Here is a 24,588-nt window from a genome sequence, read left to right as displayed (position 1 = left end):
TACTGGATGTAGCTAAGTAATAGAGAGTCAATACCATGGAAGAATCGAAAAAGAGTAATGTGCACCGTTCCAGCCACGAGAACGCCACCGTCTCTGTTTTAACCGATGCGCCTGCAGCTGCCATCAATCATGCAGCAGATTCTGCGGTTGGGCAGATCTCAACCACCAACGCCGCGCTCGCAGAAGCAAAGCCGGTTCAGGTTTCGTATGTTGCCGATGACGAGCACGCTAAACAGGTCATTGCCGACGGCATAACCTACGACGCCACCCCACGTTTTGTTGGTACGGCTGAACCCTACACGCCCATCATCATTTACGATGGTGAAAATCAAATTGGTGTAACGACATCTGATGAGAACGGAAACTGGACGTTCACGCCAGCATCGCCCTTAGAAGTCGGGGCACGCAATCTTACTTTCAGCTCAGATAAATCCAGTGATTCCTTTAATTTTGTCTTACTTGCTGAGGGAACGACGGTGATTTCGCTGGATTATCAAATCGATGACAGCGGAGAGCGCAACAACACGATTGTGCCAGGCGATAAAATTCAGGACACCACCCCACGATTTGCCGGAACGGCCGATCCTAATACCACGATCACCGTCTACGACAATGGTCAACCGATCGCGGTAATCACCTCTGAAGATAATGGCAACTGGTCCTTCTTCCCGACGCTGGGAACTGGGGCACACTCGCTGACCTTCGATGCAGGCAATGGTAATACGACTAAACCGTTTACGTTTGAAATCGTCGGTACAGCGGAACCTGAAGTTCCTGTCATTGTGGAACCGGAAACGCCTATCGTTGTAGATCCAGAAATTCCTGGCATCCGGGAGCCTGGAGCACCCGTTAGAATTTCCTTTGTCGTCGATGATGAACGCAGCAAGCAGATAGTCGAGGGCAGCAAAAGTTACGACTCCACGCCACGTCTGATTGGTGATGCAGCGCCAAATACCTTAGTTACCATTTTTGATGGTGAAAAAATGGTCGGCAGCACTATGTCAGATGATAAGGGTTTCTGGAGCTTCACGGTCAAGCCTGCACTGGATGCGGGATCTCACCACCTGATCGTCACTACGCCAGGATCGATCGTTTCGTTTGATTTTGTTGTTCTTCCCGTAGGCACAACCCCTATCACCCTGACACCGCCAGTCGATGACAGCGGCGAACATAACAGCTATATCGCTCCCGGCGATAAAATCCACGACACTACACCACGCTTTGCTGGACGTGCCGATCCTGGCGCCGTCATTACCGTTTATGATAATGGCAAACCGATTGCTGAAATCACGGCTGAAGCCAACGGAAACTGGTACTTCTTCCCTGAAATGGGCGTTGGTGAACATAACCTGATATTTGATGCGGGTAATGGCAACACCACACAACCTTTTAATTTTGAAATCGTTGGTCCTGAAACCGTAGCAACAACCATTGATTACGGTATTGATGATTCCCGCGGCTATGAAAATTATCTTAACCGTGGCGACACCACTAATGACACCACACCACTTCTGCGCGGTCATGCTGCACCGAATGTAGAGGTCACCATTTTTGACAATGGCAAACCTGTTGGTACCGCAATGGCTAACAGCCGTGGCGAGTGGGAATTTACGGCCGAGCTGTCTGACGGCTCTCACAACATCACCGCAAAAGCCAGTACCGGTAATGAAAGCGATACCTTCAGCTTCACCATAGTGGACCCGCAGGGTGTGCAAATTAATATCGGTAACGCTTACGATGATACGCATGGCTATGAACTCGATATTGAGCGCAACGGCATCACTAACGATACCACGCCACGCTTTACCGGCAGCGCCGGTCCGAATGCAAAAATCACCGTATATGACAACGGTCAGCCTATCGGCACCGTTGATGCCAATGACATGGGCTATTGGACCTATACAGCAGATCTGAGCAGCGGCGCGCACAGCATCACCTTTGAGGCAGGCAAAGGCAGCCTGAGCGATGCGTTTAACTTCACGGTAGTCACACCGGAAAGTCAGCCAATCACTGTCGATCACGCCTACGACGATACGCGCGGCTATGAACGTGAATTTGACCGCAACGCCACCACTAATGACACTACACCGCGTTTTACCGGGCGTGCAGGTCCGAATGTAAAAATCACTGTGTATGATAATGGGCATCCGGTTGGTGAAACTGTTGCAGATTCTGCAGGTTACTGGACCTATACGGCGAAGCTGGGCGCTGGCGCGCATAGCATCGCCTTTGAAGCAGGAAAAGGCAGCCTGAGCGATGCATTTAGTTTCACTGTGACAGCACCGGAAAGTCAGCCAATCACCATTGAAGCGGTGAACCAGGACATCAATTACGGCTGGGAACCGATTGGTGAGAACGGCACCACACGTGACACCACGCCGCGCTTTAACGGCAAGGCCAGCCCGAACGTGCAGATCACCGTGTATGACAACGGTCAGCCTATCGGTATCACCACCTCAAACAGCCGTGGTGAGTGGGTCTTCACGCCGGAACTGGGTGGCGGTGCGCACAGCATCAGCTTTAAGGACGCGCAGGGCAACGAGAGCAAACCGTTCAGCTTCACCGTCGATGCAAACATCACCATTGAAGCGGTAAATCAGGACATCAATTACTTCTGGGAACCGATTGGTGAGAACGGCACCACACGTGACACCACGCCGCGCTTTAACGGCAAGGCCAGCCCGAACGTGCAGATCACCGTGTATGACAACGGTCAGCCTATTGGTGTCACCACCTCGAACAGCCGCGGTGAGTGGGTCTTCACGCCAGAACTGGGTGGCGGTGCGCACAGCATCAGCTTTAAGGACGCGCAGGGTAACGAGAGCAAACCGTTCAGCTTCACCGTCGATGCAAACATCACCATTGAAGCGGTAAATCAGGACATCAATTACGGCTGGGAGCCGGTTGGTGAGAACGGCACCACACGTGACACCACGCCGCGCTTTAACGGCAAGGCCAGCCCGAACGTGCAGATCACCGTGTATGACAACGGTCAGCCTATTGGTGTCACCACCTCGAACAGCCGCGGTGAGTGGGTCTTCACGCCGGAACTGGGTGGCGGTGCGCACAGCATCAGCTTTAAGGACGCGCAGGGCAACGAGAGCAAACCGTTCAGCTTCACCGTCGATGCAAACATCACCATTGAAGCGGTAAATCAGGACATCAATTACGGCTGGGAGCCGGTTGGTGAGAACGGCACCACACGTGACACCACGCCGCGCTTTAACGGCAAGGCCAGCCCGAACGTGCAGATCACCGTGTATGACAACGGTCAGCCTATTGGTGTCACCACCTCGAACAGCCGCGGTGAGTGGGTCTTCACGCCGGAACTGGGTGGTGGTGCGCACAGCATCAGCTTTAAGGACGCGCAGGGCAACGAGAGCAAACCGTTTAGCTTCGCGATTACAACACCAGAAAGCCAGCCAGCCACTATCGATCGCGCATTTGATGATAGCGGATGGTCCGATCGTGAAGTCGGCGACAATGACTCGGTCAAAGACACATCGCCACGTTTTAACGGCACGGCGGCACCGAATACGCTGATCACTATTTACGATAACGGTGTTGAGATCGGCTCTGTCGTCTCGAGCTGGGGCGGACGCTGGAACTTCGAGCAGGAACTCGGCGGCGGTAAGCACATCATTACGGTGCAAGCCGCAGGTGGCAGCATGAGCGATCCCTTTACTCTGTATATCAACGCACCTGTTGTGGAGCCAGAAGTACCGGTTGAGCCAGAAGTGCCAGCAATCCCCGTCACTATCGATCGCGCATTTGATAATAGCGGATCATATGATCGTGAGGTCGGCGACAATGACTCGGTCAATGACACATCGCCACGCTTTAACGGCACGGCGGCACCAAATACGTTGATCACTATTTACGACAACGGCGTTGAGATTGGCTCTGTCGTATCGAGCTGGGGCGGACGCTGGAACTTCGAGCAGGAGCTGGGTGGTGGTGAGCACACCATTACAGTGAGAACCGCTGACGGCAGCGAAAGTGATCCGTTTACGCTGTATATCAATGTACCCGTAGAACCGGTAATCCCAGTTGAGCCTGAGCCACAGCCTGAACCTGAACCTGAACCTGAACCTGAACCTGAACCTGAACCTGAACCACAGCCCGAGCCTGAACCCGTTCGTAAAACCAGCATCAATTACGGTCTTTCAGATGTCGGTAACAAAATTGGTTATCTGAAACCACATGATGTGATTCAGGATGACAAGCCTTCGTTTGTCGGCTTTGCAGAGCCGAACAGCCTCATTACCATATATGATAATGGTGTAAAAATAGGAGTGGCGAGAACATCTGACCTTGGTACATGGTCATATATTGTTCATGACTATCTGGGACAGGGCTCACACAACTTTGTGGCAAAAGCTGACAATGGTCAGGAAAGCGATCCGTTTGAGCTGGTGATAAAAGTACCGGTGAGTGCGAATTCTGTGTACGCCAACTCCGGTGAGGAGTCGGGCTGGAATTCAACCTCCGATACCACGCCGGATCTACGCGGCGGCGGTCCGAAAAATGTTGTTATCAATCTTTATGAAGATGGAAACTGGATTGGTTCAGTTAAGACTTTAGCCGACGGAAGTTGGACCTTTACCTTTACCGATCCACTGAACGTTGGCCCACATAGCATCGTGGCAGTCGCGGAAGCAGGCAACGCCAGCGAGACTTACACATTCAACATCACCGCTCCGACGGTAGTTGAGCCGCCTGTTGAACCGGAAATTATCTCCACCGTCGAGTCAGCATACGATAGCGTTCTGGAGTCAGGGCTCATTCCTGCGAATGGCAAGAGCGATGACAGTGTTCCACGCTTTACTGGACATACCTTACGGTTTGCAGTAGTGAAAATCTTCGACAATGGCATTGAGATCGGTGAAACGCGCGCTGATGGTCAAGGTTTCTGGACATTCAAACCTGAAACCGCGTTGCCTCTTGGTGAGCATAACATCACTGCAGGACCAGATGCTGAACATCAAGGCCCAGCCTTTACCTTCACCGTGGTTACCCCTGATCCAGAAAACCCACTACCGAAAGGCACAACTTATGAAGTAACCGCTGCCTACGATAGCGTGCTTGAATCGGGACGCATTCCTGAAAATGGCGAAAGTGATGACTATACCCCACGCTTTACCGGAAAGGCTGATGCATGGGCTGTAGTGAAGATCTTCGATAATGGCATTCTGATTGGCGAAACGCGCGCTGAGGGTAATGGCTTCTGGACGTTCAAACCAGAAACAGCATTATCACTGGGTGAACACAACATCACCGCAGGCTCGAGTCCCGATTATCACGGTAAGGCATTTACCTTCACCGTGGTTCCTGCGGAAGCGGACCGTATTTTAGTGCTGGAAGGAGTGAGTAGTTTCGATGGCGGTACTGAGCATTTCGGTATTGGCCATAGCTCACCGATTTACGACAACACGCCATCCTTAAATGGTATCGCGGCAGTAGGCTCGGTAGTCACCATCGCCATTAACGGTAAAGAGCTCGGCACTGCAATCACCAATGAATATGGTCGCTGGACCTTCGACGTCAAGGAGCCGTTAGAATCAGGCGCGAATCTGGTGAAAGTCACCGGCCAGGGTCAACAGGAAAGCGTTGATTTTAGCTTCGAACTCAAGTCACCAAATGATATTGAAATCCGTTGCGGCGCCTACGACGACGAACAGGGCGATAGCTATATCGTGCCTCGTAGTACTACCTCTGACTCAACCCCAACCCTGAAAGGCGTTGCTGGCCAAGGCATCATGTTGGAAATTTACGACAATGATGAAAAGGTCGGTGAGGTGCGGACAGGTCAGGATGGCTCGTGGTCATTTACACTACCTGAGCGTGATGATGGGGCGCACACCGTTGTGGTTAAAGGTCTCTATCTTGAGAGTCACCCGCTTAACTTTACGGTGCAAGCTGAGTCTAATGAATCAGCGCTGAATATCTCAGCTGCCGATCTTCTCAGTTCCCCGGAGCAAGCGCTGTTTAGTGAAGAAGTTGAAGCACAGCAGCCTGCTGCAAAACCACTGTCTATCGCGCAAGCCGATATGACCGTAGAAACGCAGTCTGGTGTGGTGAACAACAGCGCGTTGCCGCTGATTGAACCTGAAGAGCAAAACTACACAGCAATGTGATGTTTTACTTCATTAACAGGTAAGTAAAAACGGATGGTTCGCCATCCGTTTTTTTATGTCTGAAAAGGCGAATATTACGGATGAGCACCAATGAAAAAAGGGTATCAGTGCTATCTGAGCAACATTCGCAGAATTGAAACCCTCAATGGCCGCTTTCTTAGTATGGTGATTAATACGCTGAGCAGCCCCACTGACAGCCCAACCTATGTGCGCTTTGATGCCACTGTCGCCAGTAAGGAAGCAACGGACCTTATAGACCGCTAACAGAAAGCCTTGGGCGAGGGCTAGAGAGTACTGTTTGGGCTTACTCTCAGCAACCTGACATTAGACATTTTCACACTCAACAAAGGTGATCATGCAGGCGAACAGCGGGTGGGCCTGAAAGCAAGACTGATTGAGTTCGATTGGATCAAGATTGGTCAGGCGATGGTTTATAAGGCTGAGCGTGTGAAGTCAACGCCACCGGCTCAGACTAAGCCTAGTCAGAGCTATGCTGCTAATTCATTTTAACTACACACCCATTGAAATTAAGTTGCATTTTTTCACTTATTATAAAAATAAAAAACTTATTTATAAGAACTACTCGGGATTAAAAACCATAACTTCGCTGTCCAACCAACTAAAAATCAATCAGTTAAGCTTACTTGATACATTAATTAAACTTAAATATTATTGTTATTTTTCCTGGGTTAGTGATATTTAAATATTAACTTATCATTTCATATCAGGAGGATGTAGATGAGACTTCACAAAGTAAACATCAAAAACTTTAGAAAAATAAAAGATTGCGAGATCTTTTTTGAAGATGCCACATTCTTAATTGGTTCTAACAACTCTGGTAAATCTAGCGTTTTCGCAGCACTTGAATATCTTCATGGCAATAAAAACCTTCAAAGAGATGACTATTCTAAGTTTGTAAAGGTTAAAGGGGAGGAAGTTCAAGTAGATGATCAATCTGAAAGCCCTGATGAAACAATTGGTGATGAAGAGATTAAGGAAAAAGTAGAATCTGATGGTTTCCAGTATGAGGATAAAGTTGAAATTATTGCCGAGTATCATAATATACCCGAAGAAGCTAAAGACTGGCTGGGATTTAAAGGCCGTGTAATTTTAAATGATAAAGCAAAAGCTGGAGAAAGTCCTTACAAAATCGTTTATAAAAAAGTTTGGGACATAAAGCTATCCAAACCGAACGTATTCTTAAAAGAATACAATATATATCCTAAAGAAAAATATAAAGATGCAACCACCGTACAAGACCTTATTGGAGATGACTTTTCTGAAGAATTATTGAAAGACATGTTTGGTGAAAAGAAATTAAAAAGCAAGTTGTCATTGAAAGATATAAGTGCGACACTAAAAGGCCTTAGTGACTATTGGGAAGTAAATGAGCAATCTGATGCGGACTGGGTTGAAAATCCTGGGGGTATTCCAGGTAACGTTTTATCTAAACTCCCTAGGGTTGTTATAATTCCTGCTGAGTCCTGCCTTTCTGAACTAGAGAGTAAATCAGGATCATTGCACCTATTGATGACTGAACTTTTTGCAGCAGTGCGGAAAAAGTCAATAAACTATCAACAAGCTCAAACTCTTTTGAATGCTTTAGCTAAGGAAATGGACCCTTCTGACGCAAACACCGACTTTGGTAAACTAATGCGTGACTTAAACGGAATGGTAAAATCAGTATTCCCTGAGTCAAGTGTTCATGTTGGTGCTTCTTTGGAGGACGCAGAAAAAGTAATTCAGCCTATATTTAATGTTGAAATGGAGAGTAACGTTAAGACTCCCGTTAAATATCAAGGGCACGGGATGATTAGAGCAACTGCATTTCAGCTTTATCGTTTTGCGCATGATTTTTACAATCGCGAGGCTCTGATTCCAAGATCTACAATCTTCTGTTTCGAAGAGCCGGAAATCTATCTTCACCCCGCAGCTGCTAATCAAATGAGGGATGCACTGTATAGCCTTGCTGGCGCAACTTGCCAAGTGGTAGCAACCACTCACTCTCCATACATGGTTGACTTATCAACTGATAAAAAAATGAGCCTTACTAAATTCAGCAGGTTAGAATCTGGCTTTACTAAAACCAATGCATTTAATTTAACAGACGCTTTTAAAGATATTGCAGGTGACGAAAAGCTTAATTTAAAAATGCTCTTAAAAGTTGATGATTGTGTTTCGAGAGTATTCTTTACTAATAAGTGTATCTTCGTTGAAGGAGATACTGAGGAAGTTGTTATCCGTGAAACAATCAAAAGATTAACTAAAAATGACAGAGACAGCGTTATTGGTAATTGTGAAGTAATAAGAGCAAGAGGAAAGGCCGTGTTCATTTCATTGGCGAAGTATCTAAACGCACTTGATGTGAATTATATTATACTTCATGATGAAGATAGCCAGAAAGCAGGAGCGAGAATATTTAATGATCTGATTCTTAATGTTTCCACTGCACAAAGAAGAATTATGATAAGAGATTGCATAGAAGATATTCTAAACTATCCGCCCCCATCTTCAGACAAACCTTACAAAGCTCACAAACACATCAGTGATAATTGGACTGATTTTAATTCCATCCCAGAAGCATGGAGAGATGTTTTCAAATTACTGCACTCTCCATACCTAGATCATATCTGATAAATCACCCACGCCATCTCATCAAAAGATGGCGTTAAAAAATCACCCCATAATTTACTTTTCATTTCTCATTTGTTTATCTTGCAATATCACCCTCCATTAAAATAACCTCAATTACATCTTCACTTCTATGGGGTTAGGTTATGAATAATAAAGTCATTGCTATCCGGTTTATGATCGTTTTTTTCTCGTTCCTGCTTATGGCTCTGGCAATAAAGAGTCTGCTTATAGCTCAACAAATATAACTATTAATAGCCTAAATTTTAGCAAATGGCATTCACTTCTAATGAAATGAGCAAACAAGAAAACTATCGTTATGACCTTATTATGAAAGATGTTCGAGGCATTCAATCTCTAAATCTTGATCCAATGTCTGCATTGGGTATTGAAGCCCGCAACAACGCCGAACTATGTGTTAAATAGGAATACTAGCGCACCTAAAAAGAACTCAAATTCCAGCGCGAAGTTGATGCTGCCTGAAAGCGCCTGATATCCAACATGCTGCCGGCGAATATGGGCAACGCAGCAGGAATCGCGCATGACTCAGGCGGCCGGCTCGCGCTGTTCGTGCGCGCATCAGATTGCCAGCGCTGCGATGCTCGCCTCTCTGCCGTCCTCGCCGATAAACGCCCCGTTGATATTTACCTTGTCGATAGCGAAGGCAGTGATAAGAAACTTCGTAGCTGGGCGCAACAACACCCCATTCCTACCGAACAAGTCCGCTAGCGCCGTATCACCCTGAACAACGATGCAGACCGCTGGATGCTACGGCAAGAGGATCATGCCGGTTCTTCTGCAACAGGGGAAAGCGGATGGCATATCGCTGCGTTCTAACCGCCGCTTTGTTGCTGAGTGCCGCCAGCTCAGTGGCATCAACCAACATACAAAGCGTGCCGTCAGGTTATCAGGAAGTCGCGCTGCAGCATGGCGCTCCAGGTGAGTCGCTCTACCCATTAGCAATGGCTGAATCATCACGCAAGCTGCCACACAGAACGCGATCGTGGCCCTGGACATTCAATCTCCCGGACAAAGGCTATCGCTACGATAGCAGGCAAGCCACAGTAGCGGTAAGGCAGATTTGTACTCAAGAGAAACTGTGCCTTCTAATTAATTTGAGTTGTCAGTGCAAGTTTTCATATAGGTCGCGAGCTCAACATCAACCGTACATAGCCGAATTTTTTCTCCCGGCGGCCATAAATAATGTGGGCGGCGAAACAAAATTGATTACATCCCCTTATTATTTCTGGCTCTGAATATCCGCCAGAAGTAACATAACCCACAGTTACTATGTGGGTTCAAATGAGGGGCAGGTAATGGCACTTCAAGGGACATTGATTCTGAACGACGCAGATTACGCACCGTTAAACATCTATGGCGTCGGCGTTTTTATGGCGTTTTCTGGTAATGGCGCTTACCGAAATCGAGGAGGCTGCGGCGCAGTTGCGGGTGACGGTCCACTGCCACCGGGGAAATACTGGGTTATCGATCGCGGCGCAGGTGGCTTCTTTGGTAAGCGAAAGGCGGAAATACAGGATGCCTGGAACAAATACGTGAAAGGCGTAGCCTTTGGTCGAAGTGAATGGTTCGCACTATACCGAGAGGACGCAGCCATTGACGATGAAACATGGTATGAAGGCGTGCGCCGCGAATTATTTAGGCTTCATCCGGGCACCATATCAGAAGGCTGCATTACCATTCCCCATAACTCTGACTATGCACGAATCCGTCAGGCATTTATGAACACTTCAATGGTATCCGTGCCAAGTAAGCCTTCGTTGATGGCCCGAGGATTAATTGAGGTTGTCGCCAATGGCTCAAACACTTGCCCGTAGGGCCGCAAAATGCATTTTATTCCTGTTAATAATGCTTGTTGTGGGCAGATCGCTCGGTGGCGCTGAAACCTATATCTCCCAGTATTTTGCCCGAAAGGTTGCTGTATTTATCAGTGGCGCATCCAATATTGAAACCCTCTACGACGCCTATTTCTACATTGATTTTGTCATTGTGGTGTCCATCACCACGGCTGTTTACTTAATAACCATGAAGTTAATCAATAAAATAAGGAGCAAGTGAAATGCCAATCCCTCCGTATATGTGGCTTAAAGATGATGGTGGAGCAGATATTCGAGGATCTGTCGATGTTCACGATCGTGAAGGCAGCATTGAAATTATCGGCATGAGCCACGGCATTAACCTGCCGGTGGACGGCTCTAACGGTAGAATCACCGGCACGCGCCAGCATTCATCAATGATGATTGAGAAAGAAGTGGATAGCTCCACGCCTTATCTATACAAGGCTGCGGCCACCGGACAGACGCTTAAAAGCGCTGAGCTTCGCTTCTATAACATCAGCGATGCAGGCCAAGAAGTGTGCTATTACACGGTGCTCATGGAAAACGTGAAAGTCACCGGTGTTAACTGTGGCGTGGCCAACGTGAAGCTGGCTGGCAATGACAAACTAAACCATACGGAAAGCGTCAGTTTGCAGTATGAGAAAATTACCTGGCGCATTGTAGATGGCAATATCCAATTCACAGATGCATGGAACGAACGTCCTACTGCTTAATAGAATAAATGTTACCTTTGGCGGTTCCGATAACTCAGTACCGCATCGAGCAATAATCGCCGCAGGATTGTTTGAAGAGTGTCTAATCTCAGAAAAGCAAAAACCCAGCCATAAGCTGGGTTTTCTAAATGTTGGTGCCCGGACGCGGAATCGAACCACGGACACGGGGATTTTCAATCCCCTGCTCTACCGACTGAGCTATCCGGGCAACGGGGCGCATTAAACCCTACTCGCGCCGCACCGTCAAACGCTTTTCGGCAAAAATCCGCTGACTGATGCCTTTTAAAGCAACCGCCAGACCAACCGGTAAAAATACCTCCTCACCTACTAATATTAGCGGTGGATTTTTGAGCATTTGTGCCGATAACCGTGCTGACAACTCATACCAATAATAAGGTCCACCATGTTCAGCACCATTACATCAGGAATCCTGTCACGCCTTGCGTGGCAGAAACGCGGTCATAGCGTAGCAACGCTCAATTCGTTGCAGGATGCTATCGCCATGGTTGAATTCACCCCCGAAGGGAAGATTCTCACCGCCAACGATCTGTTTCTTGAGCGCATGGGGTATACGCTCAACGAGATCGTCGGCCAGCATCACAGCCTGTTCTGCACCGCCGATCAGATCACCTCTCCGCACTATCGCGACTTCTGGCGGCGCCTGAACCGTGGCGAAGGTTTTAGCGACAAATTCCTGCGCGTGGCGAAACACAGCCGTCCCATCTGGCTGGAAGCCAACTATGTGCCGGTGCAGGATCGCAGCGGCCGGGTGATTAAAATCGTCAAGCTGGCAAGCGATATCACCGCGCGCATTATGGATGCGCAGGAGCAGCGCGCGATGACCACTGCCATAGAGCGCTCCATGGCAGTGATTGCCTTCAACTTGCAGGGCGAAGTGTTGATGACCAACGACAACTTCCTGAAAACCATGGGATACAGCGCGGCGGAGGTGGTTGGCGTGCATCACCGCCAGTTCTGTCCGCCAGAGATGCGTAACAGCGACGAATATCGCCGCTTCTGGCACAAGCTCAATCAGGGCGAATTTATCTCCGGTCAGTTTCAGCGCGTGAACAAACGCGGCCAAACGGTGTGGCTGCGCGCCACCTACAACCCGGTGTTCAATGAAGCGGGTGAGCTGTACAAAGTGGTGAAGTTCGCCACCGATGTCACCGCTCAGGTGGAGAAGAATCAGCAAGAGCGCGAGGCCGCGCAGCAAGCGTACCAAACCGCGCTGCAAACCAGCGAAAGCACGCGACTGGGCGCAACGGTAATTGAAAACAGCGTGCAGACCATGAACGATTTAGCGGGCGAGCTGCATGGTATTTCCGGCGATATCAATAATCTGAGCGAATCCTCCGATCGCATTGGTGCCATTGTTGAGAGCATTCGCCGCATCGCCGATCAAACCAACCTGCTGGCGCTCAATGCCGCCGTTGAGGCGGCGCGCGCCGGCCAACACGGCCGCAGTTTTGCCGTGGTCGCTAATGAGGTGCGTACGCTGGCGGCCAATATCAACCGCGCCACCACCGAGATTGAGAATAGGGTGCAGCAGAACCACACATTGGCGGAGAAAGCGCTGAAAGGTATCGCATCAAACCTGAAGCGCGCCGACCAGGGCGTGGTGCTAGCGCAAGAAGCCGGCGGCATGATGGCCGATATTCGCGGCAGTTCCAGCGAAGTGGTACGCGCCATCGGCCACGTTACGGATGCATTGAAAGAGGGCTAAGTCACTTATCTACTGCGCCGCTGTTGCTAACGGCGGCGCTGCAGCTGGCGGCACAAAGATATGGTCGAGGATGTTGCGCATCAGCGGCGCCGCCGTCACGCCTTCATTACCGCCGTTCTCCAGAATCAACGCCACCGCCACTTTCGGATCGTTAAACGGCGCAAAGGCGGTGTAGAAGATGTGATCGCGCAGACGCATCGGCGTCATTTTGGCGTTATAGATCTGATTCTGCTTCAGACTGAAAACTTGTGAGGTACCCGATTTGGCCGCAATGCCGTAAGGCGCGGTATGGAAATATTTGTAGCCCGTGCCGTTCGGCGCGTTCGCCATGCCGAACATGGCGTGACGCACCAGCGACCAGTACGGCGATTTGGCATCGCCAATCTGCGCCTGCGGCAGTTTTGGCTGATAGAGCTGCACCACCGTGCCGCGCTGCGATTTCTCCAGCAGATGCGGAGTGATGACGCGGCCGTTATTGATCAGCGCCACCATCGCTTTCACCATCTGAATCGGCGTCGCAACCCAGTAACCTTGCCCAATGCCCACCGACACCGTATCGCCTTGATACCATACGTGTTTATGCACCTTCTGCTTCCATTCGCGGCTTGGCAGTAACCCAGCATACTCTTCGTTGAGATCGATGCCGGTCGATTTGCCATAGCCAAACTGGCTTAGCATGGTGTGGATGCGATCGATGCCCATCATAAAAGCAACCTGATAGAAGAAGGTATCCGCCGATTCCTCAATAGCACGCGTCACATCCAGCATGCCGTGGCCCGATTTTTTCCAGTCGCGGTATTTACGATCGGTGCCCGGCAGCGTCCAGGTGGGTGCGCCGAAGAAGGTGGTACTTGGGGTGATCACTTTATTGAGCAGCGCCGACATCGCCATATAGGGTTTGACCGTGGAAGCCGGCGGATACAAGCCTTGCGTGACGCGGTTGATCAGCGGCAGGTCTTTATCCTGCAACAGCGTTTTATACGCTTTATAGCTGATGCCTTTGACGAACGGGTTAGGATCGTAACTCGGCGCGGAAACCATCGCCAGCACGCTGCCGTCGTGCGGATCTTCAATCAGCGCCGCCGCGCGTTGCCCTGCCAACTGACTCTCCACGTACTGCTGCAGGTGCAGATCGAGCGTCAGCGTGATGTTCTGGCCCGCAACCGGCGGCACCTCCTTCAGCACGCGCACAATACGCCCGTGGTTATCCACTTCCACTTCCTGATAGCCGGTTTTGCCGTGCAGCAGCGCTTCGTAATAGCCTTCAATGCCCTGCTTACCAATGTTGTGGTCGGCGGCATAATTCTCGCCCAGCCCTTGCGCGTTCAGGCGTTTGTAGTCGTTGTCATTGATTTTAGAGACGTAACCGAGCACGTGCGCCAGGTCCGCGCCGTAAGGGTATTCGCGATCCTGGTAGGTATCGACGGTGACGCCTGTAAAGCGGAACTGATTGACGGCAAAGCGCGCCACTTCCTCATCCGTTAGCTCAGCTTTCAGTTCGACCGGCTTATAGCGGCTGCTCTGTTTGAGATCGTGCTCGAAGGTTTCGATCTCTTCTGGCGTCAGATCAACAATCGGCGTCAACGCCTTCAGCGTCTCCTGCATATTGTCGATTTTGTACGGCGTGATGTGAATGTCATACCAGCTAACGTTACGCACCAGCGGAATACCATTGCGATCGAAAATCAGACCACGAGTCGGCGCGATAGGGATCATTTTGATGTCGTTTTCGTTGGATCGCGTCTGGTAATAGCTGTGCTCATCAACCTGCAGGCGATACAGGTTAACGCCTAAAATGGTAAAGCAGATGACAACCAGGGCAAAAGCGACAATCGCACGGCGGGCAAACAGCTTTTCTTCTGCTTCGAAATTACGGAAATTCATCAGGTGGGCTTAGTCTCTTTGTTATCACGCTAATGATAAGCAGAGATCGTTTCAGAGCCAGCACGAAGATGCACAAGCCTGGGTAAAAGTGTGTCAGATGTTTACGGTGGGAAGCCAGGTCGCCATGAATGGCGACCCTACGTTCGTTGTAGGGGCGGCATTTATGCCGAGCCTACGTTCGTTGTAGGGACGGCATTTATGCCGAGCCTACGTTCGTTGTAGGGGCGGCATTTATGCCGCCCTGGTTCATATGCGCAGCAAGGGTAGAAATTAATCCCCCAGCAGCACCGACTCCAGCGCGATCTTAATCATATCGTTGAAGGTGGTCTGGCGTTCAGCCGCGGTGGTCTGCTCGTGGGTGCGGATATGATCCGACACGGTGCAGATAGTCAGCGCTTTCGCACCAAACTCTGCTGCCACGCCGTAAATACCCGCCGCTTCCATTTCCACGCCCAGGATGCCGTACTTCTCCATCACGTCGAACATCTGCGGATCTGGCGTGTAGAACAGATCGGCGGAGAAGATGTTACCTACGCGCGCCTCAACGCCCAGCGCTTTCGCTGCGTCAACCGCGTTACGCACCATCTCGAAATCAGCAATGGCGGCGAAATCGTGATCCTTGAAACGCATACGGTTCACTTTGGAATCGGTGCAGGCACCCATACCAATCACCACGTCACGCAGTTTTACGTCAGCGCGCACGGCGCCGCATGAACCCACGCGGATGATCTTCTTCACGCCGAAATCAGTGATCAGCTCTTTGGTGTAGATCGAGCAAGATGGGATACCCATGCCGTGACCCATCACAGAAATCTTGCGGCCTTTATAGGTACCGGTGAAACCGAGCATGCCGCGCACGTTGTTCACTTCCACCACATCTTCGAGGAAGGTTTCAGCAATGTGCTTAGCGCGCAGCGGATCGCCAGGCATCAGTACGACGTCCGCGAAATCACCCATTTCTGCATTAATATGAGGCGTTGCCATGTTTATTTTCCTTATAAAAATTGGTGCGCTGTTTTACAGCATGCTCTTGCCGTAGTCCATGCTGGACAGGCCGAAATATTTTGCGATGGTCTGGCCGATATCGGCAAAGGTATCGCGATATCCCAGCGATCCAGGCTTCACATGCGGGCCGTAGATCAGAATTGGAATGTGCTCACGCGTGTGTTCGGTACCTTCCCAGCTTGGATCGCAGCCGTGATCGGCGGTGAGGATCAAAATGTCACCCTCTTTCACCAGTTCCATCAGCTCGGGCAAGCGACGATCGAACAGCTCCAGCCCGCCCGCATAACCGGCGATATCGCGACGATGTCCCCACGTTGAGTCAAAATCAACGAAGTTGGTGAACACAATCGAGGTATCTGGCGCTTTCTTCATCTGCTCAATGGTGGCGTCGAACAGTGCATCTAAGCCGGTGGCTTTCACCTTCTGCGTGATGCCCTGCTCGGCGTAGATATCGGCGATTTTACCCACCGAAATCACTTCGCCGTCTTTCTCGTCGACCAGTTTTTTCAGCATGGTCGCCGACGGCGGTTCAACGGCCAGATCGTGACGGTTGCCGGTACGCTCGAAGTGGCCGGCTTTGTCGCCAACAAACGGACGCGCAATCACGCGGCCAATGTTGTAGCCACCGTTCGTCAGCTCTTCACGAGCGATTTCGCACAGCTCATACAGGCGATCGAGGCCAAAGGTCTCTTCGTGGCAGGCAATCTGGAACACTGAATCCGCCGAAGTATAGAAAATCGGCTTACCGGATTTCATATGCTCTTCGCCGAGCTGGTCGAGAATGACCGTTCCTGAAGAGTGGCAGTTGCCAAGATAGCCCGGCAGATCGGCACGCTTCACCAGAATATCCAGCAATTCCTGCGGGAAGCTGTTCTCTTTGTCGCTGAAATAGCCCCAATCAAACAGCACCGGCACGCCAGCAATTTCCCAGTGGCCCGACGGCGTATCTTTACCCGACGACAGTTCGCTGGCGTACGCGTACGCACCGATGATTTCCGCGTTGGGATCGAGGCCTGGCGGGAAACGACCGGTGGAAAGCTCAGCGGCTTTGCCGAGTCCTAATTTAGTCAGGTTAGGTAAGTGCAGCGGGCCTTCGCGACCTTCATTGGCGCGGCCTTCGAAACACGCTTCGGCGATATGGCCGAGGGTGTCCGATCCTTCATCACCGAATTTATCGGCGTCTTTGCTAGAACCGATCCCGAAGGAGTCGAGAACCATAATAAAAGCACGTTTCATGCAAGTCTCCTGCGCAATGCGCGATGACAAGTCAAAAAAAAGCGATCAGATCAGTATACCCGAACGGCCGCTGCCTGGCACGCGGAAGCGTGCGTTATTCGCTCACGCGACGATAAACGACCGGTGTAATTTCGGGGGCCGCGTCGCTCAGCGTAATCGCGGCTTTCACCGCGGCGGCGGCCTGCTGCCACTGCGCTTCAGAGCTGGCATGAATAATCGCCAGCGGACGCTGCGCGTCTATCGGGGTGCCGAGCGTGGTCATATCGCTTAAGCCCACGCTGTAATCAATGCTGTCGCTGGCGCGCTGGCGACCACCGCCGAGTGACACCACCGCCATGCCGAGCGCACGCGTATCCATGGCGCTGACAATACCGGCGCTGTCGGCATACACCGCTTTGCTTAAGGTAGGTGCAGGTAAATAGTTGTCCATCCGCTCGATGAAATCTACCGGGCCCTTTTGCGCCGCTACCATGCGGGCGAACACTTCAGCAGCTTTGCCGTTATCCAGCACCTGCTGCAGTTTTTTGCGCGCATCGGCGTCGTTTTCCGCCAGTTTGCCGGAGATCAGCATTTCTGAGCACAGCGCCATCGTCACTTCCAGCAAACGTGGATTCCGCGCAACGCCGGTCAGGAATTGCACCGCTTCACGCACTTCCAGCGCGTTGCCGGCGGTAGACGCCAGCACCTGGTTCATGTCGGTAAGCAGCGCGGTGGTTTTACATCCTGCACCGTTCGCCACGCCGACAATCGCCTGCGCCAGATTTTCTGACGCTTCGAAGGTCGGCATAAAGGCACCGGAGCCCACTTTGACGTCCATCACCAGTGCATCCAATCCTTCCGCCAGTTTTTTGGCGAGGATCGAGGCGGTGATCAGCGGAATCGAATCAACGGTGGCGGTGATATCGCGCGTGGCGTAGAAACGCTTGTCGGCCGGTGCCAGCGAGTTGGTCTGGCCGATAATGGCGATACCCACGTCTTTAATAATCTCGCGGAAACGATCGTCGCTGGGGAAGATATCGAAGCCGGGAATCGCTTCCAGTTTATCCAGCGTGCCGCCGGTGTGCCCCAGGCCACGACCGGAGATCATCGGCACATATCCACCGCAGGCCGCTACCATCGGGCCGAGCATCAGCGAGGTCACATCGCCCACGCCGCCGGTGGAGTGTTTATCCACAATTGGGCCGTTGAGGTTGAGCGATTTCCAGTTCAGCACCGTGCCGGAATCGCGCATCGCCATGGTTAGCGCTACGCGCTCTTCCAGCGTCATGTCATGGAAGTAGATAGTCATCGCCAGCGCGGCGATTTGACCTTCCGAGACGCTGTTGTCGCGCACGCCGTTAATAAAGAAGCGAATCTCTGCTTCACTCAGCGCCTGGCCGTCGCGTTTTTTACGAATAATTTCTTGTGGCAGGAACACGGTTGCCTCCCTGGAGGAGTAGAAATTGAAATGATACGGCAGCTAGCACCTGCCGTAGCGGCGCGATTTATCGCGCGATGTTAAGTCGGGGCTGAAGCGTAAAAACCAGCGCGATAAATCGCGCCGCTACGAATCGCAGAACCATCAGCGAAAGAGATTTAGTAGCCCGCTTTACTGGTCGCGGTTTCGTGGCCCAGCGTATTGAGCAGGCTTGCCAGCAGGCTAGAGGCGCCAAAGCGGAAATGACGCGCATCCGCCCAGCCTTCACCCAGCGTGTCGTCAGCCAGCTTCAGATACAGCGCCGCATCTTCAGCGGTACGTACGCCGCCCGCTGGTTTAAAGCCGACCTGCTGCTGCACGCCTTTATCGCGGATCACCTGCATCATGATGGCCGCCACTTCAGGCGTGGCGTTGACCGGCACTTTACCGGTGGAGGTTTTGATGAAATCGGCGCCCGCATCAATTGAAATCTCAGAAGCCGCACGAATCAGTGCTTCATCTTTCAGCTCACCGCTTTCGATAATCACTTTCAGCAGCACATTGGCGTCTGCGCAGGCTTTTTTACAGGCTTTCACCAGTTCAAAACCCACGTCGCGATTACCGGCAATCAGCGCGCGATACGGGAACACCACGTCAACTTCGTCGGCACCGTAGGCGATCGCCGCGCGGGTTTCGGCCAGCGCAATCTCGATGTCATCGTTGCCGTGCGGGAAGTTGGTGACGGTAGCAATGCGAATTTCTGGTGTACCCTGCTCGCGCAGCGCTTTACGCGCCGCCGGAATGAAGCGCGGATAGATACAGATTGCAGCGGTATTGCCGGCCGGCGATTTCGCCTGACGGCACAGCGCGATCACCTTCTCGTCGGTGTCGTCTTCGTTCAGGGTTGTTAAATCCATCAGTTGCAATGCGCGCTGTGCTGCTGCTTTCAGGTCGGTCATGATGCTCTCCAAAATTCAGATCGGCGGGCACAACCCACCGGGGAATGTGATAATTCTAACAATTACCGTGACAACGAATTGCGTTTCATGTCACACATGAACAGAAAACCCGTCATTCATATACAATAATTTAGTGATTAACATCACAAATAATTGCCAATCAAGCCAGAATACCGCCCAGCTCGCCATTGTTAGTATTATCACAAAAAAGGATGCAAAAGTGTACTGTCGGCTCTATCACTGTAGCTAATCAGACGTAAGGTGGCGTAAATGCAGATTTTGTCGGGTGGGGAATCAGGCTGGCAGCGCAAAAAGACGCAGGCTGTTATGCCATAACGCATTGGCGATGGTTTCAGGGGATTCACTGCGCAGCTGGCACAGCACATCAAACACATTACGCGCCCGCTCGGGGCGATTCGGCTGGCCCTGAAAACCCTGCAGCGGCATATCCGGCGCATCGGTTTCCAGTAACAGCGACGCCAGCGGCAGATGGGCGATGGTATTGCGGGTTTTGCTGGCACGTTCATAGGTGATAGTGCCGCCGACGCCAATCGCGTAGCCGAGCTGAATAAAGCGATCAGCCTGCTGCTGGCTACCGGCGAAACCGTGTACCACGCCACGACGCGGCAGATCGTGACGACGTAAATGCATGGCTAACTGATCGTGGGTGCGACGTGAGTGCAGAATGACCGGCAGATCGTACTGCTTCGCCAGCCTGAGCTGCTTATCGAGCAGCCGCGTCTGCTTAGCGAATTGCGCATCTTCCATGTAAAGATCGAGACCGATCTCACCGATCGCCACGCGCTTGCTGTCTGGCTTTTTCAGCCAGCTTTCCAGCGCCTCAAGATGCGCATCTTCCTGATGCTGCGCAATATTAATGGGATGCAGGCCCAGCGCGGCATACAGCGCGTCATGTTGCTGCGCGAGCTGGCTAACCCGAGCGAAACGGCTGGCATCTACGCTGGGCACAATAATGCGCTCCACGCCCGACTGCGCGGCACGCTCAATGCTAGCGTGCGCATCCTCAACAAATGGGGGAAAGTCAAAGTGGCAATGCGTGTCGATAAATCTCATGCCAGCGAACCTTTATTAAAATCTGCATCGTTTTCCGCCAGCGAAGGCGTAATTACAACGCGATTATCTGGCGCATTCGCTACGGCTGCCGGCGGCGTTACCGTGATCTGACGGACAAACGGCTCGGCGTCGCTCAGCCATTGCCCAAGCGTGGCGAGGAAATAACGCCCGCTGCGCCGACCTAAATGGTAATCCTGATTCAGCGACGACATCCTGCTGCCGAGCGCCATGCTCGCCAGCGGTTTCGGCGGACAGATTTCAATGATGCGCAGATTATCCGGTGGCTGCTCAATAAACTGCTGAATCTCGCGATAGCTCTCTTCATGCTGATGCAAGATGTTGATCATCGGCTGCAAGGCGCTGTCGGACAAAAAACGCTCCATGCGTTTAAACCACTTCGGCGTGTATGACATCTGCGAAGGTACGGTGCGGATCACCACAATAGTGTCTGCGCCTCGTCGTGCCGCTTCACGCACCGGAATCGCATCGCTGATACCGCCATCCAGATAACTTACGCCGTCCATCTGCACGCCGCTGCGGTAAAAGCCGGGAATGGCGCTGGAGGCCTTAATGATGTCATGCCAGTTGGTGCTGGTAGGATTGAAATACTCCGCGCGATAATCATCGCTGCGGCAGGCGCACATATAGAATTCGCTGCCTTTGGCAAACAACCCTTCGGCGGTAGTCAGCGCCAGCGGAAACTCCTGCTTGGTAATATCGATTAGCCAATCGAGATCGATAAGATGCCCACCGCGCACGAAACGCAGCGGATCAAAAAACAATTTGCTGGTGGTGTAACGAGAAATCACGCGCCGCGCGTAGCCGGGCTGGCCACAGACAAAGGCAGACAAGTTTTGTGCACCGGCTGAAGTGCCGAGTAATAGCTGAAAGGGATTGAATCCTGCGCGTTGAAACTCATCGAGTACACCTGCAGTGAAGATACCGCGCTGACCGCCGCCTTCGCATACGAGGGCAATTTTATTGGCTTTGAAGGGCGCTAATGCAAGCGGTTCAATAGAACCCAACGTTAATGGAATACGCGTACCCATGGACATCCCTCAGTGTTTTGCTCTGAGGGAGCTGCCAGAGGCAGCATCCCGGAGAACCAGTCATTGTCGTTCCCTGACCAATTGCTTCTGCAATCGTCGCGGCTTCGTAGTATGCCGCAAATGACTGGTCTCCGCTTTAGGTGACTCGCGGGTTAACGTCTAAGACGCAAGTAGTCAGGGTCGTTTGCGCCCGGTAAACAGGCTCACGAGGAACAGAATAATACCGACAATGAACACAATTTTAGCTGCCCATGCTGCCGTACCCGCCAGACCGCCGAAACCTAATGCTGCAGCAATCAGAGCGATGACCAGAAAGATAATACCCCAACGAAACATAAGCCTCTCCTTTACCATTGTGAAAATCGAACTGCTTATTTACACCTTTGTTTTTATTACGAAACGGCATCAGATGATGCCGTAACGCTCGCGTTAAGATTTCACCTTCAGGTCATTCTTCACGCTTTTCACGCCTTCAATGGCTTTAGCGATTTTCTCTGCACGATCGGACTGTGCCTGGTTCGCCACCTCTCCAGATAACTGCACGACGCCATCGGTGGTTTCCACCTTCACGTTGCGCGACGGTACGATGTCATCTGCTAAAAGCTTAGCTTTAATTTCGCTGGTGGTGGCGGTATCACCGGCATAACCCTTCAGCGAAGCATTTTTGCTGTCTTTAACGTGTAGTTTGTCACTGACGGATTTCACACCTTCGACTTTCTGCACCAGCGCGACGGCTTTTTCCGCCTGATCCTGAGAAGCAACGAAGCCGCTCAAGGTCACTACGCCATCATGCGTTTTGACGGAGATATCCGTGCTTTTAATCGCTTCATCATCCACCAGCGCTGCTTTAGCTTTGGCGGTGATGCCGCTGTCATCCATATAACCATCGACTTTTTTCATAGAACTATCGATTTTCGCACCCGCGCTGTCGGAGGTTTGCTGTGCTTTCTGCGACATGGATTCATCGGCAAAAGCGGCACCGCTCAACAGAGCAGAACCCGCCAGAGCAGCAATCAGGGTTTTGGCAATCTTAGTCTTATTCATCGATATCATCCTTCTATCAGTTAACTCATCCGTTATCGCGGATGCGCCAGCAACGAACGGCGTTGCTGAGTTGATGGACGTAATGAAACCTGAAAGGTCTCTTTTCTCGTCCGACAGGATAAGAGTAGTAGGGATTACAGCTTTTGCTGACTCTTGTGGTTGATATATCGCCAAAAAGAGAAAAAAACAGCGGAATTAGGAGGAGTCTGTAACAAAGAAAACAGGGCCAGTGAAAATTACTGGCCCTGCTGATAACGCCAATTAGTGCTCGCGCGTTTTGCGGAAAGTCACGTCAGGATAGCGTTCCTGCGTGATGTTGAGGTTTACCATGGTAGGTGCGATATAAGTGAGGTTATCACCGCCGTCTAGCGCCAGGTTAACTTCGTTTTTACGCTGGAAATCGTCGAATTTCTTCGCGTCGTTACACTCAACCCAACGTGCCGTAGAGACGTTGATCGCTTCGTAAATCGCCTCAACGTTATATTCGCTTTTCAGGCGCGCCACGACCACTTCAAACTGCAGCACACCAACCGCGCCGACGATCAGATCGTTGTTATGCACCGGGCGGAACACCTGCACGGCGCCCTCTTCCGACAGCTGAACCAGCCCTTTCAGCAGCTGTTTCTGCTTCAACGGATCGCGCAGGCGAATACGACGGAACAGCTCTGGCGCGAAGTTCGGAATGCCGGTGAACTTCATGTTTTCACCCTGGGTAAAGGTGTCGCCGATCTGGATAGTGCCATGGTTGTGCAAACCGATGATGTCGCCAGGATACGCTTCTTCAACGTGCGAACGGTCACCCGCCATAAAGGTCAGCGCATCGGAAATCACCACATCTTTACCGGTACGTACCTGACGCAGCTTCATGCCTTTTTCATATTTACCGGACACCACACGCATAAATGCCACGCGGTCGCGGTGTTTCGGGTCCATGTTTGCCTGGATCTTAAACACGAAGCCGCTGAACTTCTCTTCTTTCGCTTCCACCAGACGCGCGTCAGTGTTGCGTGGCATCGGACGCGGTGCCCAGGAAACCAGGCCATCCAGCATATGGTCAACGCCGAAGTTACCCAGCGCGGTACCGAAGAACACCGGCGTGATTTCGCCGCTCAGGAACAGCTCTTGATCGAACTCGTGCGATGCGCCCTGCACCAGCTCCAGCTCGTCGCGCAGCTGCTGAGCCAGATCTTCGCCTACCGCCGCGTCCAGCTCTGGATTCGCCAGGCCTTTAACGATGCGCACTTCCTGAATGGTGTGACCTTTACCGGTTTGATACAGGTAGGTTTCGTCGTTATAGAGGTGATACACCCCTTTGAACAACTTGCCGCAGCCAATCGGCCAAGTGATTGGCGCGCAGGCAATCTTCAGCTCGCTCTCCACTTCATCCAGCAACTCCATCGGATCGCGGATGTCACGGTCGAGTTTGTTCATGAAGGTGATGATCGGCGTATCGCGCAGGCGTGTGACTTCCATCAGCTTGCGGGTACGATCTTCAACACCTTTCGCGGCGTCAATCACCATCAGACAGCAGTCGACCGCCGTTAGCGTACGGTAAGTATCTTCGGAGAAGTCTTCGTGTCCTGGGGTATCCAGCAGGTTCACAAGGCTATCGCGATACGGGAACTGCATCACCGAGGTGGTGATGGAGATACCACGTTGTTTCTCCATCTCCATCCAGTCTGATTTTGCGTGCTGATTGGAGCCGCGGCCTTTAACGGTACCGGCGGTTTGAATCGCCTGTCCGAACAGCAGCACTTTTTCGGTAATTGTGGTTTTACCGGCGTCCGGGTGCGAGATGATCGCAAAGGTACGGCGGCGCGCCACTTCTTCTAAAAAGGGGGCATTCGACATGAGTGAATTCTTCTTCAAGGGCAGCGC

At 51.5% G+C, this 24,588-nt stretch carries 16 protein-coding genes, 1 tRNA gene and 2 pseudogenes; 8 read left to right on the top strand and 11 right to left on the bottom strand.

Annotated features, from left to right (window positions below; translation table 11 throughout):
* The first annotated feature begins 35 nt into the window (after positions 1 to 35).
* The 7 genes and pseudogenes from CRO19_RS25765 to CRO19_RS12210 all read left to right on the top strand — a co-directional run bounded on the left by CRO19_RS25765 (position 36) and on the right by CRO19_RS12210 (position 11,337).
* Positions 36 to 6,137 (top strand): Ig-like domain-containing protein, encoded by a 6,102-nt coding sequence (locus tag CRO19_RS25765; RefSeq protein ID WP_099686968.1) that lies wholly within the window; start codon positions 36 to 38, stop codon positions 6,135 to 6,137.
* 90 nt (positions 6,138 to 6,227) lie between these two features.
* Positions 6,228 to 6,647 (top strand): annotated as a pseudogene (locus tag CRO19_RS12240) (DUF3577 domain-containing protein).
* Between the two features lie 228 nt (positions 6,648 to 6,875).
* Positions 6,876 to 8,771: an AAA family ATPase gene (locus CRO19_RS12235; protein ID WP_097096042.1), complete on the top strand. Its 1,896-nt coding sequence runs from the start codon at positions 6,876 to 6,878 to the stop codon at positions 8,769 to 8,771.
* Positions 8,772 to 9,062: 291 nt separating this feature from the next.
* Positions 9,063 to 9,605 (top strand): annotated as a pseudogene (locus CRO19_RS26240) (TIGR03759 family integrating conjugative element protein); the annotation flags it as partial.
* A 479-nt stretch (positions 9,606 to 10,084) separates the two neighbouring features.
* Entirely contained in the window at positions 10,085 to 10,603 is a 519-nt protein-coding gene (locus CRO19_RS12220; RefSeq protein ID WP_097096041.1) for a DUF2778 domain-containing protein, read from the top strand.
* Positions 10,581 to 10,844 (top strand): hypothetical protein, encoded by a 264-nt coding sequence (locus CRO19_RS12215; RefSeq protein WP_176519150.1) that lies wholly within the window; start codon positions 10,581 to 10,583, stop codon positions 10,842 to 10,844. The genes CRO19_RS12220 and CRO19_RS12215 overlap by 23 nt, the downstream gene beginning before the upstream one ends.
* 1 nt (position 10,845) lies before the next feature.
* Positions 10,846 to 11,337 (top strand): Hcp family type VI secretion system effector, encoded by a 492-nt coding sequence (locus tag CRO19_RS12210; RefSeq protein WP_097096040.1) that lies wholly within the window; start codon positions 10,846 to 10,848, stop codon positions 11,335 to 11,337.
* 132 nt (positions 11,338 to 11,469) lie between these two features.
* On the opposite strand, the gene CRO19_RS12205 is transcribed toward CRO19_RS12210, so the two are convergent.
* A tRNA-Phe gene (locus CRO19_RS12205) sits at positions 11,470 to 11,545 on the bottom strand.
* Positions 11,546 to 11,740: 195 nt separating this feature from the next.
* Here CRO19_RS12205 and CRO19_RS12200 point away from each other — a divergent pair.
* Positions 11,741 to 13,063: a methyl-accepting chemotaxis protein gene (locus tag CRO19_RS12200; protein ID WP_097096039.1), complete on the top strand. Its 1,323-nt coding sequence runs from the start codon at positions 11,741 to 11,743 to the stop codon at positions 13,061 to 13,063.
* 9 nt (positions 13,064 to 13,072) lie between these two features.
* On the opposite strand, the gene mrdA2 is transcribed toward CRO19_RS12200, so the two are convergent.
* From mrdA2 to prfC, 10 genes are all read right to left on the bottom strand, one after another.
* Positions 13,073 to 14,947: a peptidoglycan DD-transpeptidase MrdA2 gene (mrdA2, locus tag CRO19_RS12195; RefSeq protein WP_097096038.1), complete on the bottom strand. Its 1,875-nt coding sequence runs from the start codon at positions 14,945 to 14,947 to the stop codon at positions 13,073 to 13,075.
* Positions 14,948 to 15,217: 270 nt separating this feature from the next.
* A complete protein-coding gene (deoD, locus tag CRO19_RS12190) occupies positions 15,218 to 15,931 on the bottom strand; it encodes a purine-nucleoside phosphorylase (protein WP_097096037.1) in 714 nt (237 codons plus the stop codon).
* A gap of 33 nt (positions 15,932 to 15,964) precedes the next feature.
* The gene (gene deoB / locus CRO19_RS12185; RefSeq protein WP_097096036.1) at positions 15,965 to 17,188 is read right to left on the bottom strand and encodes a phosphopentomutase; all 1,224 of its coding nucleotides are present in this window, start codon (positions 17,186 to 17,188) and stop codon (positions 15,965 to 15,967) included.
* Positions 17,189 to 17,282: 94 nt separating this feature from the next.
* Positions 17,283 to 18,605, bottom strand: coding sequence for a thymidine phosphorylase (deoA, locus tag CRO19_RS12180; RefSeq protein ID WP_097096035.1), 1,323 nt, complete (start codon positions 18,603 to 18,605; stop codon positions 17,283 to 17,285).
* A 158-nt stretch (positions 18,606 to 18,763) separates the two neighbouring features.
* A complete protein-coding gene (gene deoC / locus CRO19_RS12175) occupies positions 18,764 to 19,543 on the bottom strand; it encodes a deoxyribose-phosphate aldolase (RefSeq protein WP_097096034.1) in 780 nt (259 codons plus the stop codon).
* A 294-nt stretch (positions 19,544 to 19,837) separates the two neighbouring features.
* Complete coding sequence (locus CRO19_RS12170; RefSeq protein WP_097096033.1) at positions 19,838 to 20,617, bottom strand: TatD family hydrolase; 780 nt, start codon at positions 20,615 to 20,617, stop codon at positions 19,838 to 19,840.
* Positions 20,614 to 21,666, bottom strand: a complete 1,053-nt coding sequence (locus CRO19_RS12165) for a patatin-like phospholipase family protein (RefSeq protein ID WP_097096032.1) — start codon at positions 21,664 to 21,666, stop codon at positions 20,614 to 20,616. The genes CRO19_RS12170 and CRO19_RS12165 overlap by 4 nt, the downstream gene beginning before the upstream one ends.
* Before the next feature lie 174 nt (positions 21,667 to 21,840).
* Complete coding sequence (locus tag CRO19_RS12160; RefSeq protein ID WP_007893192.1) at positions 21,841 to 22,002, bottom strand: DUF1328 domain-containing protein; 162 nt, start codon at positions 22,000 to 22,002, stop codon at positions 21,841 to 21,843.
* A gap of 93 nt (positions 22,003 to 22,095) precedes the next feature.
* On the bottom strand, positions 22,096 to 22,710 hold the full coding sequence (gene osmY, locus CRO19_RS12155; RefSeq protein ID WP_097096031.1) for a molecular chaperone OsmY: 615 nt from the start codon (positions 22,708 to 22,710) through the stop codon (positions 22,096 to 22,098).
* 261 nt (positions 22,711 to 22,971) lie between these two features.
* Entirely contained in the window at positions 22,972 to 24,561 is a 1,590-nt protein-coding gene (gene prfC / locus CRO19_RS12150) for a peptide chain release factor 3 (RefSeq protein ID WP_097096030.1), read from the bottom strand.
* Positions 24,562 to 24,588: the final 27 nt, after the last annotated feature.

The organism is Candidatus Pantoea floridensis, from assembly GCF_900215435.1.
In the GTDB taxonomy this organism is placed as follows: domain Bacteria; phylum Pseudomonadota; class Gammaproteobacteria; order Enterobacterales; family Enterobacteriaceae; genus Pantoea; species Pantoea floridensis.
The sequence above is the reverse complement of the archived record's forward strand: the minus strand, read 5'-3'. Positions and strand labels throughout refer to the sequence as shown.

Bases quoted from the DNA above. Each gene is read 5' to 3' on its own strand.
- CRO19_RS25765 (WP_099686968.1), top strand. From the start codon at position 36: ATGGAAGAATCGAAAAAGAGTAATGTGCACCGTTCCAGCCACGAGAAC.
- CRO19_RS12235 (WP_097096042.1), top strand. From the start codon at position 6,876: ATGAGACTTCACAAAGTAAACATCAAAAACTTTAGAAAAATAAAAGAT.
- CRO19_RS12220 (WP_097096041.1), top strand. From the start codon at position 10,085: ATGGCACTTCAAGGGACATTGATTCTGAACGACGCAGATTACGCACCG.
- CRO19_RS12215 (WP_176519150.1), top strand. From the start codon at position 10,581: ATGGCTCAAACACTTGCCCGTAGGGCCGCAAAATGCATTTTATTCCTG.
- CRO19_RS12210 (WP_097096040.1), top strand. From the start codon at position 10,846: ATGCCAATCCCTCCGTATATGTGGCTTAAAGATGATGGTGGAGCAGAT.
- CRO19_RS12200 (WP_097096039.1), top strand. From the start codon at position 11,741: ATGTTCAGCACCATTACATCAGGAATCCTGTCACGCCTTGCGTGGCAG.
- mrdA2 (WP_097096038.1), bottom strand. From the start codon at position 14,947: ATGAATTTCCGTAATTTCGAAGCAGAAGAAAAGCTGTTTGCCCGCCGT.
- deoD (WP_097096037.1), bottom strand. From the start codon at position 15,931: ATGGCAACGCCTCATATTAATGCAGAAATGGGTGATTTCGCGGACGTC.
- deoB (WP_097096036.1), bottom strand. From the start codon at position 17,188: ATGAAACGTGCTTTTATTATGGTTCTCGACTCCTTCGGGATCGGTTCT.
- deoC (WP_097096034.1), bottom strand. From the start codon at position 19,543: ATGACCGACCTGAAAGCAGCAGCACAGCGCGCATTGCAACTGATGGAT.
- CRO19_RS12170 (WP_097096033.1), bottom strand. From the start codon at position 20,617: ATGAGATTTATCGACACGCATTGCCACTTTGACTTTCCCCCATTTGTT.
- CRO19_RS12165 (WP_097096032.1), bottom strand. From the start codon at position 21,666: ATGGGTACGCGTATTCCATTAACGTTGGGTTCTATTGAACCGCTTGCA.
- CRO19_RS12160 (WP_007893192.1), bottom strand. From the start codon at position 22,002: ATGTTTCGTTGGGGTATTATCTTTCTGGTCATCGCTCTGATTGCTGCA.
- osmY (WP_097096031.1), bottom strand. From the start codon at position 22,710: ATGAATAAGACTAAGATTGCCAAAACCCTGATTGCTGCTCTGGCGGGT.
- prfC (WP_097096030.1), bottom strand. From the start codon at position 24,561: ATGTCGAATGCCCCCTTTTTAGAAGAAGTGGCGCGCCGCCGTACCTTT.